At 41.1% G+C, this 14749-nt stretch carries 10 protein-coding genes; 5 read left to right on the top strand and 5 right to left on the bottom strand.

Annotation, left to right across the window (positions count from 1 at the left end; all coding sequences use genetic code 11):
* Positions 1-191 precede the first annotated feature (191 nt).
* Positions 192-677, bottom strand: coding sequence for a hypothetical protein (locus LC653_RS18105; protein ID WP_229495851.1), 486 nt, complete (start codon positions 675-677; stop codon positions 192-194).
* A 109-nt stretch (positions 678-786) separates the two neighbouring features.
* On the opposite strand from LC653_RS18105, the gene LC653_RS18100 reads away from it, so the two are divergent.
* Positions 787-1962 carry an AI-2E family transporter gene (locus LC653_RS18100; RefSeq protein ID WP_229495848.1) on the top strand — a complete coding sequence of 392 codons (1176 nt, stop codon included), beginning with the start codon at positions 787-789 and terminating at the stop codon, positions 1960-1962.
* Positions 1963-2094: 132 nt separating this feature from the next.
* On the opposite strand, the gene LC653_RS18095 is transcribed toward LC653_RS18100, so the two are convergent.
* Together LC653_RS18095 and LC653_RS18090 are read right to left on the bottom strand one after the other, a co-directional pair.
* Positions 2095-3426 (bottom strand): serpin family protein, encoded by a 1332-nt coding sequence (locus LC653_RS18095; RefSeq protein ID WP_229495847.1) that lies wholly within the window; start codon positions 3424-3426, stop codon positions 2095-2097.
* A 510-nt stretch (positions 3427-3936) separates the two neighbouring features.
* Positions 3937-5532: a S8 family serine peptidase gene (locus tag LC653_RS18090; RefSeq protein WP_229495846.1), complete on the bottom strand. Its 1596-nt coding sequence runs from the start codon at positions 5530-5532 to the stop codon at positions 3937-3939.
* Positions 5533-5760: 228 nt separating this feature from the next.
* Here LC653_RS18090 and rpe point away from each other — a divergent pair, with 228 nt between their 5' ends.
* The gene (gene rpe / locus LC653_RS18085) at positions 5761-6468 is read left to right on the top strand and encodes a ribulose-phosphate 3-epimerase (RefSeq protein WP_229495844.1); all 708 of its coding nucleotides are present in this window, start codon (positions 5761-5763) and stop codon (positions 6466-6468) included.
* A 1230-nt stretch (positions 6469-7698) separates the two neighbouring features.
* Here rpe and LC653_RS18080 read toward each other — a convergent pair.
* Both LC653_RS18080 and LC653_RS18075 read right to left on the bottom strand, forming a co-directional pair.
* On the bottom strand, positions 7699-8124 hold the full coding sequence (locus tag LC653_RS18080) for a HetP family heterocyst commitment protein (RefSeq protein WP_229495972.1): 426 nt from the start codon (positions 8122-8124) through the stop codon (positions 7699-7701).
* A 2243-nt stretch (positions 8125-10367) separates the two neighbouring features.
* Positions 10368-12773 (bottom strand): GH116 family glycosyl hydrolase, encoded by a 2406-nt coding sequence (locus tag LC653_RS18075; protein ID WP_229495843.1) that lies wholly within the window; start codon positions 12771-12773, stop codon positions 10368-10370.
* Between the two features lie 160 nt (positions 12774-12933).
* On the opposite strand from LC653_RS18075, the gene LC653_RS18070 reads away from it, so the two are divergent.
* The 3 genes from LC653_RS18070 to LC653_RS18060 all read left to right on the top strand — a co-directional run bounded on the left by LC653_RS18070 (position 12934) and on the right by LC653_RS18060 (position 14376).
* A complete protein-coding gene (locus tag LC653_RS18070; RefSeq protein WP_229495842.1) occupies positions 12934-13224 on the top strand; it encodes a type II toxin-antitoxin system Phd/YefM family antitoxin in 291 nt (96 codons plus the stop codon).
* The gene (locus LC653_RS18065) at positions 13208-13543 is read left to right on the top strand and encodes a type II toxin-antitoxin system RelE/ParE family toxin (protein WP_229495840.1); all 336 of its coding nucleotides are present in this window, start codon (positions 13208-13210) and stop codon (positions 13541-13543) included. The genes LC653_RS18070 and LC653_RS18065 overlap by 17 nt, the downstream gene beginning before the upstream one ends.
* Positions 13544-14013: 470 nt before the next feature.
* On the top strand, positions 14014-14376 hold the full coding sequence (locus LC653_RS18060; protein WP_229495839.1) for a hypothetical protein: 363 nt from the start codon (positions 14014-14016) through the stop codon (positions 14374-14376).
* The last annotated feature ends 373 nt before the right edge of the window (positions 14377-14749 follow it).

The raw sequence follows: 14749 nt of genomic DNA, 5'->3' as shown, positions 1-14749 counted from the left end.
CAGTGCTAATTTTTTTAATGTAGTGTCAACCACAACACTTGTAGCAGCATTTTTCCTTTTTTTGGGTCAACCTAGAGATGTTTTACTGAAGTATGGCAATAATAAACTGGATTTGACTAGATATATAGATAAATCAACAGTAATTTTTTAGGAAATAGGTAAAACTACTGAAAAATTATCACCCTAAAAAATTAAGATAAGTACTTTCCTAACACTCGTTCGGCTAAAGTCGTAAACCCTGGTAAACGCCCAGATTTGCCCTGCATCAGGCGCAAAATCAACCAGACACTTACTAAAAAGTAACCCGACGTGAGAAAGCTATTCAGGATAAAAAAACGTAGCGGAAAAAAATCTGAAGTTGCTGCTCCAGTACCTAATAATAGATATCCCAACAGCCAAGTAAGCGCCAAAGTAATAGACATACGGCTAATAGCAAGTTGTTCCCGACTCCCTTGGCCCCGATAGAGAGTCCACAAGGACGGAAAAAAGCCGATGATTGGAATCAAATGTAAAAGCAACTGTGTTTTGGGTATTGGGTATTGAAAAAAGGCAGAGGGGCGGGGGGCAGGGAGCAGGGGGGAAAATTCTTCTCCCTTGCTCCCTGCTAAGAGCTCCCTTGCTTCTTCCCCACTCCCCACTCCCCACTCCCCATTCTCTTTTGGTTCAAAATTTTCCATTTGGGTTAGTCTAACTCCTAAACTAGAAGGATGAATAAGACTCATATAGTTAGAGATAATAATCTGTAAAGAAAGATTTTATTTAGTTCTATCCAGCAATCAGCTTAAAATGCAGACACGCAAGCTACTCGACTGGTGGCAAACATTCACACCAATAGCGCGAATCGGGGCGATCGCGTTATTCCTTCCGCTACTAGTTCTTAATGGTTGGGCACTTTCGGTATTTTTTAATTATTTCCATTCTCTCATAGTCATTTTAGTTGGAGCCTCAGTGCTAGCATTTCTGCTCAACTACCCCGTAAGTTGGATGGAGCATCATGGTGCTAGGCGAGAGCAAGTTGCTATTTTAGTATTTCTCTTGGCTTTATCGATTTTATTGGCGTTGGGTGTGACGCTTTTTCCGTTGGCCCTTACCCAAGCTCAACAACTGGTAGCTCGTTTGCCAGAGTTGATCGACTCTGGACGCTCTCAGTTAATGATATTAAACGAAAAAGCTGAGACTTATGGTTTACCGATTAACCTTGATGCTCTGGTAGTGCAAATTAACGATCGCGTCAAGGGACAATTGCAAGCGATCGCTGGACAAGTTTTAAATCTGGCAGTAGTTACAGTCACTAGTCTGCTAGATATTCTCTTGACGATGGTTTTGACTTTCTACCTTTTACAGCATGGGGGTGAACTTTGGGAAAGTTTAGTGGAATGGTTACCCTTTAAATTTCGCGATCCTTTTTCCAAAACAGTCCGCCTGAGCTTCCAAAATTTCTTCATCACCCAGCTAATTTTATCGACTTGCATGGCATCAGCCCTCATTCCTACGTTTTTGTGGCTGAAAGTGCCATTTGGTTTACTATTCGGCCTAACTATTGGTCTGATGGCTCTCGTCCCCTTTGGCGGTTCTGTAGGTATCGCGCTGACTACACTATTGGTAGCACTGCAAGATTTCTCAATGGGTGTGAGAGTTTTGATAGCGGCAGTAATTGTACAGCAAATTCTCGAAAACTTAATTGCCCCCCGAATTTTAGGCAGCTTTACGGGTTTAAATCCAGTTTGGATTTTAATTTCGGTCTTAACAGGCGCAAGAATTGGCGGACTGTTGGGTGTAATAGTGGCAGTACCCACAGCTGTTGTGATTAAGACTGCTTTAAGCGCCTTGCGTCCTGGGAGCCTTAGCAGCGAAACAGATGACAGCGCCACTGGGGAAATAACTGCACCTATTGCAGCAAACGAGTCCTCGAAAGCTGATACTAACAACACATTGAGTATTTCTGAAGCGACATTACCTTAAGTTAAATTCAAAATTCAAAATTTCTTCATTTTGAATTTTGATGTTACATATTTGCGGGATGATTTAGCAACTTCCAAAATTCTCCCCCTGCTTCCCTCAATTCATCCCACTGTTCTGCAATGCCTAAATTTTTTACTGTGGATCAATGATGGAACCCATAAACAAAAGATTTCCCGTCTGATTATCCCTAATGGCACAGAAGAAGGGACGATCAACAATCATTCGGAATGGTTCTGGTTCATCTCTCAAAGATGTTGCTACTATTCCCACTGAAGTAGCCGCAGCCGCTTCGGTGCCTTCTTCGTTCACTTCAACAAAAGTTTTATGTTTAACTTGGCTAATGGCAAAATTTTTACCCATGCCGGAAAAATTGGCTTTGTTGCTGAAAGCCTCTTCCATGCCTAATGTTTTCAAGGCATCATTTAGTGTAACTTCGTAATCTGTTTTGAAACGGGGTAGGCGAATAAACCCTTTTTGCTTGTTAAACTGAGTCATCCATTTTTCCCAGTTCTCAACATTCAAGTTTTGATAGAAGGCTTTAAGGTTAGAGTTCTGTTTGGGTAAGAAAATATAAAAACTGAATTTACCATCTTTGCCGTAAGGTAAACTAACTGCCTGAAACTGTTCGCTTTCATAATATCTATAGTCACCTTCCTGTGACATCATTGGGTGTTGTTTTCGTCTGCCAGATGTAATGTAAAAAGGGTATTGAGCAGTTTGATTTTTGTCAAATTCGTTACTCCAATTACCTTTAAAATAAATGGCATTAATCAAAAATAACACTTGATTGGGTTCAATTGTTTTAACTATTTTAGTAATTTTACTCTTAGTATTTTCTTTTACCCAGTTATTGATAATACTAGATGCAGCGGCATCTTTAAAATTTAAATTGCTGACCTTAGCTTGATAGAAATCCTGGGTTCTCTTGAGGAAATCTGGTGCAAAGCTAACATCTTGATTTGCCCAAAGTGAGTTAGCAATGCTCAATTGCACCTTCGCATCCTGATTGTCTAAAAGCTGCTTTAATGCCGCCGCGTAAGAAGAGTTGATTTCTGGTAGAGTCATCCCCTGTAATTCCAGAGTTTTTGCCATTGCTTGTTGAGTCGAGCCGCTAGCGCCGTTGTAGGTCATAGCAAGAGCGATCGCTACACTCGAAGGTGAGATAAAAACATTCTTCTGAGCCTGATCATCTTTGAGAACTTCTGAAAATAGTTTGAAGCCAAACTTGTTGCTAGACTCAACTATTCTTGTATCAGGGTTGACTGTTTTTTTTTGCAATGGAGTTTCTGGCTGAGGTAAACTAGATTGGGCGAGGGCACTTTTGTTACTCTCGACTTGAGAACACCCTAATACACTGAATAGAACAACACTTGCAGCTGCCAAAGCATAACGTCTGCCCAGACTAACACCGTAACGTCTTTGCAGGAAATTTTCTTTCGCGTTACTAAATTTTTGTCGATTCATTCTGCTACCTCACTTGCCAAAGATTCCCGATCTGTGCTCATGGTTGACGCAGAAACTGTGTCAATGATTAACTATTGCATTTGCTCCAATAGAAAATGGGACTGTTACAGTTTCTGTAACAGCAAGTGATTAGCTCAGAGGAATTAAACACAAGCTATTAGAGTTGCTAATTCCTAATTGAGGCAGCGATGCAGACAAATTATGAAAAATCTCGATTATTAGGAATTTTCCTATTTATCTATAAAAGTATTGTAGATTACCTAATCACAAAATAACCAGCGCTCTTGGTTTTTAAAGATAAAATCAGGCTTTTCAGTTTACGAAATACCAAACTTTTATAGGGACAGACGGCTGTGCTACCCTATTTCAACAGTTATCAGTTATCAGTTGCATGATGTATTTATCCGATTCGTCAGAGTCCCCCACTTCTAACAAGTGGTAGGTAACAGTTAGGGTCAAATCCCCGATAGAGTTACTGTGATAACTGTTCACTGTTCACTGTTCACTGATTTAATTGATAGGTACACTCCACCAAGCTAAACTATATGGTTGAGTCACTTCATTTCGCTTTTGACGAAACTGGACGCGGATTTTGTAATTGCCAGCAGCAGCAACGGGGCAAAAAATATGTTCTACACTATCGATTTGGCTGATTGAGGAGCAAACAGCACCAGCATCTGAATTTTTAGCATCAGCTTTTACTAAGTATAGGTCGAGATTATTCAAACCGCGATCGCGAAAATTTTCGCCTACGTCATATTGCTGGTTTTTATTTTTATCGTTGAGTTCTACCAATCGATCCCAACTCAGAGTAACAGCAACAAAACTCCCCTGCTTTAACGGTTTTGCTAATATATAGTCAACAGACGCTCCAGCATTGACTGTGCGATAATCCCAACCAATGGCAGGTACAGCCCCTGATGGCTGCCATTGACCACTACTAAGTTGCTGATAAGCGCGAAATACATTTAAATGACCCGCTCCCATTTGGGCATCCAAGGGAATTGTGGGATCTTTATAAGCATCAGAGTCTAGCCAGTTTTCATTTTGTTTATCAATTAGCGTTCGGCTCATTCCCAACCGCAAGCCATCACCGCTATCTAGGATTTTGTCTGCTGAATTTAGCAATACAGCTTTCATTACTTGATGATGCCGAGAATCAATGCTCCAATGGGGTTGTTTTGTCCGTATCTGTCGGTCAGCAAATTCTTGCAACAGAGCAACAGTAGCCGTAACTTGAGGCGCTGCAAAACTGGTACCTGTAACCTTGTTCAATTTGCCATCTGGATTGAGCAAGGGAATATTATTCCCAGGAGCAACTAAACTGATAGCGCGACGCCCATCAAGATTAAATTCCCTTCCAGCTAGCCTTCCACTCACTCCTTGGTTAGCACCCGCCAGATTAGCCACATCTACTTTGTTAAAAACTTTCCCTCGGCGGGATGAAAAAGCCACGTTCATTCCGTTAAAATTATCTGTAGGAATAGGAATACCGCCCTTACCCTGGTTGCCTGCGATCGCATACAAAACATCATGAACGCGACTAGACCAGTCAACACATAAAGTTAGTAAAGCATTACCGTCTAAAGTAGCCTCTGGCCGAGGATCGCGGCTCAAAGGTTCACCAAAGCTAAAATTAATGGCGCGGACATCGCCACCATTTTGTAGGGCTATGTGCTGGGCTGATAAGCACTCTTCTGGCTGACCCATGTTTTTAGTGGAACCCACCGCAGACGAATACAGTCGCGCTCCCGGAGCAACTCCTGGCAAAGCTTTATCTTTACTCACCATCACACCAGCGACATTGTAAGCGTGGGGGTCAACACCACTATTTGATTTAGCTGGCCCATTGCGTAAGAATACCGCCGCTAAAGATATAGCGCGATTTTTAGACACCGCCTTATCCCACCCAAACATTCCCGGTCGGCCAATTTCCACTTGACCAATAGCAATCTTACGACCGATTAAATTATAAGGAGCTTGGTGTAGCTTCAGAGCATCAATGCCGTTAGTTCCTAAAGCAGATTCTAAAGCCGAAGCAATTACCGGCGCACTCAGACAAGAAGCACTTAATCCCCAAATTATCCAGGTTAGTTTTTTAGCCATTAGTCATTAGTCATTAGTCATTAGTCATTCAATTTTAGATTTTAAATTTTGGATTTGGGATTGAAGGAAAAATCCAAAATCCAAAATTAGCAGAGTTAGGAGTTATTATTGTCCCCACTCGCTACTCCCCATTCGCTACTCCCCAAAAAGACCGGGATCAAAGTTATGAGTCTTGCTCAATGTTTTGTTACAATGCTTACAGACGAGGACGCTTAAAACCCACTAGCCATGACCCAAAACCTATCTCAAAAGCCCATTGTAATTGCTCCATCTATCCTATCAGCCGATTTTAGTCGTCTGGGTGACGAAATTCGCGCCATAGACGCGGCTGGAGCAGATTGGATTCATGTTGATGTAATGGACGGTCGTTTTGTACCTAATATTACGATAGGCCCTCTGGTTGTGGAGGCGATTCGTCCGATTACGACCAAGCCACTAGATGTCCACTTGATGATTGTGGAGCCAGAAAAATATGTAGAGGGATTTGCTAAAGCGGGTGCTGATATTATCTCTGTACACTGCGAGCATAATGCTTCCCCACATCTGCACCGCACCTTGGGGCAAATTAAAGAGCTTGGTAAGAAAGCTGGAGTTGTACTTAATCCTGGTAGCCCTCTAGAGCTAATTGAATACGTTCTAGATTTGTGCGATTTAGTACTGATTATGAGCGTCAACCCTGGTTTTGGTGGTCAAAGCTTTATCCCTGGTGTATTACCCAAAATCCGCAAGCTGCGTCAAATGTGTGATGAACGCGGTCTTGACCCTTGGATTGAAGTGGATGGAGGACTCAAGGCAAATAATACCTGGCAAGTTTTGGAAGCGGGAGCTAATGCAATTGTCGCCGGTTCAGCTGTATTTAACGCTAAGGATTATGCTGAGGCTATTACATCAATTCGCAACAGCAAGCGTCCTACGCCAGAATTAGCTAAGGTTTAATTCATTTTTGGATTAACCATTCTCTACAAAAAGTAGGGTGGGCAAATTGCTCACCCTATTTTTATTTACACTAGGACTTGTATCATGTCCGCTTGATTACTTATTAAACCCGAAGAACCCCACCCCTTAATCCCCTCCCCGCTCTTCGGGAGGGGAGACAAAGCGTAGCTTTGGCGGGGTGGGGTGCAATGACTGTGGGAATCATAACTAATTATGCGGACATAATATTATGCACTATACAAATGCATCGTGATGTGTATTACCTAAAATAGGAAGTTCAGGCTTTTCTTAATTATTCTGCGATGGTAAATAGACTATGCTGTGCCCTTACGAAAGATATGGTTTTTAACCTTGCTGCATATTTATTTAGTATTTATTGTCAATGCGTAAGTTATATACACATAAAAAAACTGGAAGCTATTCAAGTTTTGAACTTCCAGTAGTTGCTATATAAATTGAAAATTTAGAAAGCAGAGATAATCCAGGTTGGGAGGACTAGGATTACAATAGTCGAAAGAGAAAGAGAAGCGTATGACCTATTAGTACAACGCAGCGCAAATCAAGCTACCATTTTAAAACTTGCAAAAGCCTTGATATACAAAAGTTTGACTTTTGACTTTTCAATGCGTGACTTCCGACTTGCGGTACTAGTTCTACCAGCCACGACAACGATTTTACCGTAACTTTTCTGTTTCCGTTCCTGTTATTGGTGTTAAGCGTTTGCAATATTTAACTAAAGCAACACCAACCACAGGATAGAAAGTTTTATAAGCATTACTCCCATCGTCTGCAGTCGATGAAAGCTGTGTAAAATTTGGATTGGGGGAATCCACCTCCCCAAATTCTCTTTGCTGAGACTTCCTTAGAAAAAGAACCACCAGTAGCAACGGTTGTATCGTTGGTCTTGGTATAGGAGTTATTTACTCCATAAACTGCTGACTACTTTTGTAATAAATTTAATTTATTTCATAGTCAGAACTAATCATTGATTTTATTTTTTAAAATTAACTTGCTTGCCGCTAATCACCTCTATTTTGCTTGAAGTTGTAGTTGTTATTAGTTTATCAATATCGTCAGTACATATTTGCCAGTTTGGCAGATTTTTGCAAATAAATATTAAATTAATCACTGCTATAGAAAACCTACCATGCTAAAAATTTTAAATTAGCATAGTAGGCTCTCAGACACTCAATCAACTCTAGGACAGAATTTCTGGATTCCAAATTGTTTTTAATTGACTCCACAGCGTTTCAAGGAAATATCTTGGCTGCCTTCTGGTTTTAATGGCGATTTCCTTGATTGATGTTCGTTAATTGGGTGTCCCAATCTCTGCTCTAAACTACCACCACGGATTTCTGTTTTTTGGTTTCCAACTACTTCAAGATAAGCAGGTCTTGAATCATTAGCATGTTTCAGCATTGTTATATTTTCACTTTGCTGTTGTTTTGTTCTGTTGGTTTGAGAGTTTTCTTTAAGCAATCGATTGTAGGTACGGTACGGAATGTAATGGAGAGGATTATAACCAGTAAAACGTAGCATTAAAACACATGCCCAGGAGTACTTTCCAGCAATAATTGCTTCAACTACTTTGTCAAATTGTTGAGCCTTGACTGTTGTATCTAAGTTACTATTAATACCAGCAATGTCTTGATTCATCATAGTGTTTAGTTATCTTGTTTGACCTGATGATTTTTTTCATGAAGTAACCTTTGATTAAAAACAATCAAGTTTTTAATCAATTTTGTTGGCTGCTCAGTCTTAATTATCCAGATTTCCTGCGATGAATTGAGGAAACTTTCCTTATAGCTTGTTAGTAAGTGAAAAGTAAAAATTTATCTTTTGTCTTCTCATTTTACTGGTAGGATAAAAGTCTTGGCGTAGCTCTTAGTAGATGCAGTTTTGTCCTCTGAAACTTTCTCAACTCCTAATTCAATAAATCTTCTCTGTTAAAACGCCTGTATTTCTTACTACTGCTTAATTAAGCATTTTCCGGCAAGTTTCCATATTTTTTCGATTATTGGGAAAAATTTATTTATCTTTGAGCTTTAATAACGCCATTCGTATTTATACTATTTTTTTTCATTAATGTCATCTACTAAGTTAGTAGATTTTTAAGTTAAATTTACTGAATGTATTTCGATACGTAATTGCGGATTGTGCAACTTTAAATTTTGTCCTCCTTTGCTAATTCATGAGGGGTCTGACCCCCCATACAATCTCAATTTAAACCCTTTATTATTGTCGAGTTGCTAGAAAATACTACCATTAACTATGATGTAAAACAAGTTCTAAAAATAGTAAAATTTAAAGAATAAAAACGTTCCAGGCATAAGATTGAACGTATTTTATTAATAAGTTCAATTAGAGAATTATATTTATTATCCTTATATTTCTTGATTTACAAGAACTACAGCTTTAGCGTATCTAAATAAAATCACTGTAAACTTATCGTGAATTATTTCATGATTATCAGCTAGTAATGAGAAATAGCCTAGTTGTGAAAAAAAACTGGCTAGCAGTAATAGAGATAGCTGGTTTTAATTATCATTAATTGAATAAAGCAAAATACTTGTAGCAAGATGCTTGTAAGAAAAAATATATAGCAGGTTAAGTCGGTAAAATATTCAAAAAATTATTAATAGAGATAAAGTTAACTAACACATAATATTGTGAAGTTTATTCAACAGTAACTTATATATAGTAATCCGCTTTGATTTTTGAAATTATTTGCGTGGGCAGGGAGTAGGGAATAGGGAGTAGGGAGTAGGGAATCAGGCTTTTCGAGGTGTACGGTGTTTATTCAAAAATCAAATAGTAATCCTATAGGAATCGTAATTTTTTTTGAAAAAATTTAAGTAGTCTTGTAAGGTGTGTTAGCGGAGCGTAACGCACCATTCTAAGGTTTTGGTGCGTTAGGCTATCGTTAACCATTGGTGTCAACTTAAGCCTTGGCTCAGGGAATTCGCGGCTACACAAACTCTCGTCCACCTCCGTGGACTAATACAAAATCTTTGATTCTTAACCCACGGAGGTGGGTAAAGTCTCGTGTAGACGCGGTTTATAACCGCCCTTTTAACGTTAAGTTGACACGCATGATCGCTAACACACCCCTACGTGGATTTCAAAAATAAAATCGGAGTCCTATATGTGTCTTAATCTTTAAAACTTTTATAAAGTTGAGATTACGGATGCTGTGGCAGTTGAGCTAAATGCTAGTCAAAACTACCAATGTTTATGAGTTCGCGATCGGTGCCTTGCTCAACACGAATACCTCGGTCTAAAACAAAGATATAGTTGGCATAGAGTAGTCTTGAATTCTCAATGCTCAACTCTTACCATTACTAAAATTTTCCTTCGCTTCCGGAAACACTCGGAAAATAAAATCACAAATCTAGACTCTGCTTTCTCAGAGAAAGACAGGTTAAATTTAGCAACGCATATACCATAAGTAGGTAGGCAGAAATAATTAGAATATAGTCTAGGGTGTATTACGGCTTTTAGCAGCTACTGAAAACCTAAAAACTTAAGCTAAATCTAGTTTCCAGCCTCTAGCTGGAAATGCTCCTCATTGGGTACTTGCTGCAAATATAGCGTTTCCCAAGCAACTGAGATACACCAAAATCTTGTTTATCAAGGTTAGTAGCTTTGAAAACATACCTCACCAGGGAGGGAACCGCTATAAAAGCTAATACGGTTCAGTTAAGGTTACAACTCTTTCAAAGTCAATTTTTTTAACGTAGACGCGGAGCGGCTTGCCGCAGGCTACCGCAGAGGCGCAGAGAACACAGAGAGAATGAGAAAATGCTTAACCCGAGCGTATTGCTATAAAAGCTTGCTCTAGATTGGCTTTCACCTTGAGTTGACACGCATGATAGCTGTGCGCTTGTATGTGTGTTTTATCAATTAATAACTAAGTAAATTCCCCAAACTGCCATTGCCCGTAAGTAAGTGCTAGCGCGGAAAGTACCAGCTGCGGTGATAGCTTCAGGGGTGCGGAATTGCAGCCCATTGTCATAAATTTGCTGCACCACAGCTTGCGTTAACCTAAACGCTTCATCCTTCATTCCCATCTGCACAAGAAAAGCTGCCAGGCCAAAGTTTATCCCTGTCCAGACTTCTAGGGGATGAGTAGCTTTGGGGTTTTCTGGTGAACCGTCAGGACGAACACCATTAGCAGCACCAAACTCACCATTGCAGAATTTCAAGAAGCACGCATCATAAACAGTTTTTAGGGCAGAGAGAGCGCGATCGCTCGGTACAATATCAGGTAAGTCCAGCAGACGAGCGTAGAATTGTCCGCATAATTGATCCGCCATCACCACATCGGAACCACTTTCACTATCAAGTTTGTAATATTGCCCATTCCAGAGTTTTTCTTGGTAGATAGGAAGAGATTGTTGTAACCAAGTTTCATAAGTGGATTTTTGAACCGCCAACTCTGCTGTGTCACCTGTCTGGTAAGTTAATAAAATATCGCTAATTGCGATCGCAGCCTCTAGCGCCGCTAACCACAACCCACCACAATAGGCGCTGACACCCTGTAACCGCCAATCATCAAAGGTTTGGTCAGGCGCACCGGAATTTTCGGGAATCCCATCGCCATCAATGTCAAAAGTTTTCAGGTAGTCGAGGGTTTGAACGATCGCACTCCAGCAATCTGCTAAGAATTCTACATCGTCAGCACCTGTGAGCAAAAAATCACGGTATACTTGCAAGACAAAATCACTACCCAAATCCTTCCACAAATTGCAATCTTGATAGCTGGTATAGTTGGTTTTCTCCCAAACGTGTTCATTGGGTGCGCCTAAATCGTGGGGTGTTGCACCTGCAACTTTGCGAACTGCAATTGGGCTTTCTGCCTTAATTGTCATGTAATAGCCAATTATCCGGGGTCTATCATCACCTTGAGGAATCGCCCTTGCAAATGCCCGCATTACCGACTTTTCTAATTCTGGAAACAGCATCAGTAGGGCAAAAGAGCCGTATAATCGCACATCTAGACTTTCATACCAACGATAATCTAGGCACTCCAGCACTGCAAACTGACCGATGGGGTCAAGTTCTGATGCTGCACTCCAGAGAGTACCGCCGCTAGTGAGGTCATAAAGCTCATTAAATAGAGCCATTTTAAACCAGTTGGGTAAATCTTCCCGGTCGAGAATCGGTTTTTGCCAACTTTGAATTTGCGATCGCCAGGTTTGATATTCTTGTAGGGCAGTAGATGCGATCGCCCAGGCGTTGTTTCCACTTTTACCAAAAAAATCTGTATATCTGCGGTAATAATTAACCCCGGCGGCAAATTCTGTGATCGGCAAATCCCAAGCGAGGACAAAGGGGATTTCGAGAGTTTCGCCTGGTTGCAGAGTGAAACGGAGTGCGATCGCAGCTCCTAATTGTGTATTCTCTATTGCTGTGGTATCTAGATAATTAGGCAAAGAACCATCTTTAGCAAAGCTTTGCCACACCTCATTACCCGTTCCTTCTGGATTCCATTGGCTGTGGTGAAATACTTCCACTTGGGGATGCTTCAGCGTCGCAATACACCAAGTTCCGTCACCTTCTTGCAAAGGTTCATCACTACTAACCCGACCTAAAACACAGCCAAACTGTTGTGTATTTTCAACTATTTGGTTATAGTTTCCTTGACTTTCGCCCCAGCGCGGTTGGTATTCATAAACCGGACTACCATCATCGCGCACCCGCACTTCGGGAGATTTTAGAGCGTTTGTAAACCAGCCCACCATATTTTGCCAAGTGAGCATAATGCCCAGAGTAATGGTTACATCTGTAGGATTGTGGGCATTCCAGAGGAATATTGCCACAGGGTAGCTAGTTTCTTGGTAATTGCCTGCCCAGACTGGGGAAAACTGTTCACAAGTCAACTGTGCTTGGAAGACATTTTCATACACAAACCAGCTACGTGGATATAGCCCATGATAATTACCTGTTCCCTCTGTAGCGGGAGTTGTCGGATACCATTGCCAAGCTTTGAGAGTGCCATCATCGGGCGCTTGCGTAGACAAAGCGTAGGCTTGGTAAGATGTGCTATTGGATTCAAACACACTGAATTGACAAGCGGGAACGTTTTTGAAGGTATGCTCACCGCCGTCGATGTGCCACAGGTTAAAATCTCCCCGTGAAGAACGACCGATGCAACCTGCACCAAAGCCACCTAAAGGCATACCATGCCAAGGGCCATCATCGATATTACTTCCGTAGCGGACGGTATAAGGTTTGTCCCAGCCTAAGCCGATAGGACGGCTCCAAGTGCAAGAGGGAATTTTCAAAGAGAGTTGATTTGTCATCGCCTAATGTTACAGCGTGCGGTTACGTCAATGAAGACTAGCGCGATGTGTGATTTTTCTCAAGTAAAACGCGGTGACAGCATAATAATTAACTTTGTACTGGACGGAAGCTTTTGAGATAGGGTTAAATGAAGTGCAAGTTTAATGCATAATCAACTATATGCTAAACATTAGTCGAGGCATCCATTCACTCTCTAGCTTTAAACGCAATACCTTGGAATTCCTCCAGCAGATGAAGCAGACAGGAAAACCTGTAGTGCTGACAGTTAATGGTAAAGCCGAACTTGTGGTTCAGGATGCAGAGTCTTACCAAAAACTGCTGGATGCGTTGGAAAGATTGGAAGTGATCGCCGGAATTAAGCAGGGACTTGAAGATGTAGAGGCTGGTAGAACCAGTACCCTAAGCGAGTTTGAGCAAGAAATGCAGCAAAAGTATGGCATTTCAAGTTAGGGTGACTCAGACTGCAAAAGCTGAAATTGATAATGCTTACTCTTGGTTGAGACAGCGTAACCCAGTTTATGCAGATAAATGGTTTCGGGAGTTGATGGATACTATTGCTACTCTGCAAGAAAAGCCTCTACGTTGCGCTCTAGCTCCAGAAAATGATGCACTTACTGAAGAAATCCGTCAACTTATTTACGGTAAGTCAAAAAATAAGTACCGAATTTTGTTCGCTATTCGGGAAGATGCTGTTTTTGTGCTTCATGTACGTCACAGTTCGCAAGCTCCACTGATAGGCGAGGAAGTTGACGAGGAAGAAGAATTTTGATTGTTGAAAGCGTGGCGTAGACGCAAAGCGGCTTGTCGGCAATGTTGAAGCTCAGAACTCGGATGTTGGAGTAAATTACTCGGCGTTCCGAGTTCTGAACTCGAAGCTTCAACCTCAGAACATGGAATTTCGAGATGAGAACACAAAACTTGAAGCTCTGAACAGCAACGTCCGAGATCCAAAGGTGAATGATGATGAGTAGAGGGCGATGGTTTACTCTTTGAACTCGGAACTTGAAGCTCTGAACTGCAACATCCGAGATCCAAGAGTGAATGATAGTGAGTCAGGAGCGATCGCTTTCGTTATCATCCCATCTTCACAAACCTGCAACCTCAAAAAACACAAATTACCTACTAAACTTATCACCAATATCTTGCGTAGGGGCACAACAATGTTGTGCCCTGATATAACTGTTCACCCTAGCCAATATTTTATTTGTAATTTCCCGTAGAGTAATTAGTACCATTCAAATGGAATACGCACTGTGCAAAACAATATTGTTTCTCGTTGAGATGCCAGATGGGTTGGGGGCACGGCATTGCCGTGCCCTTACAATGGTCTGTACTTATTATCTCCACCATTTAGGCTCAGAACTCCAGTTTTCAGCTTCAGAACTCGGAAGTTTGACCTCTGAACTCGGAAGTTCGACCTCTGAACTCGGAACTTTGACCTTTGAACTCGGAAGTTCGACCTCTGAACTCGGAAGTTCGACCTCTGAACTCGGAACTTTGACCTTTGAACTCGGAAGTTTGACTTCTGAACTCGAAACTTCGACCTTTGAACTCGGAACTTCATGCTCAGAACTGCAACAACCGAGATCCAAGGGTGAATGATGGTAATTCAAGGGCGAATATTTTCCTTATTATTCCATCTTCACAAACCTGCAAACTAAAGTTACCACAAATATCTTGCGTAGGGGCACAACAATGTTGTGCCCTGATAGAACTGTTCACCGCAGCCAAGAATTTATTTGTAATTTCCCGTCAAGGAATTAGTATCATTCAAACTTAATATACATCGTGCAAAACAATATTATTTATCGTTGAGATGCCAAATGGGTTGGAGGGCACGGCAATGCCCATTGGTGTCAACTTAAGCAAAAAGGATGCAAAAGATATAATCTAAGAACATCTGGTTTGATGTTCTTAGTGATACATCATGAGTAAAAAACGTCCAGCGCGACTCGGCAACCCAGACCTGCGTCCA

Origin of the sequence: Nostoc mirabile CHAB5784 (genome assembly GCF_020829645.1) — a bacterium.
GTDB lineage: Bacteria > Cyanobacteriota > Cyanobacteriia > Cyanobacteriales > Nostocaceae > Nostoc > Nostoc mirabile.
The sequence above is the reverse complement of the archived record's forward strand: the minus strand, read 5'-3'. Positions and strand labels throughout refer to the sequence as shown.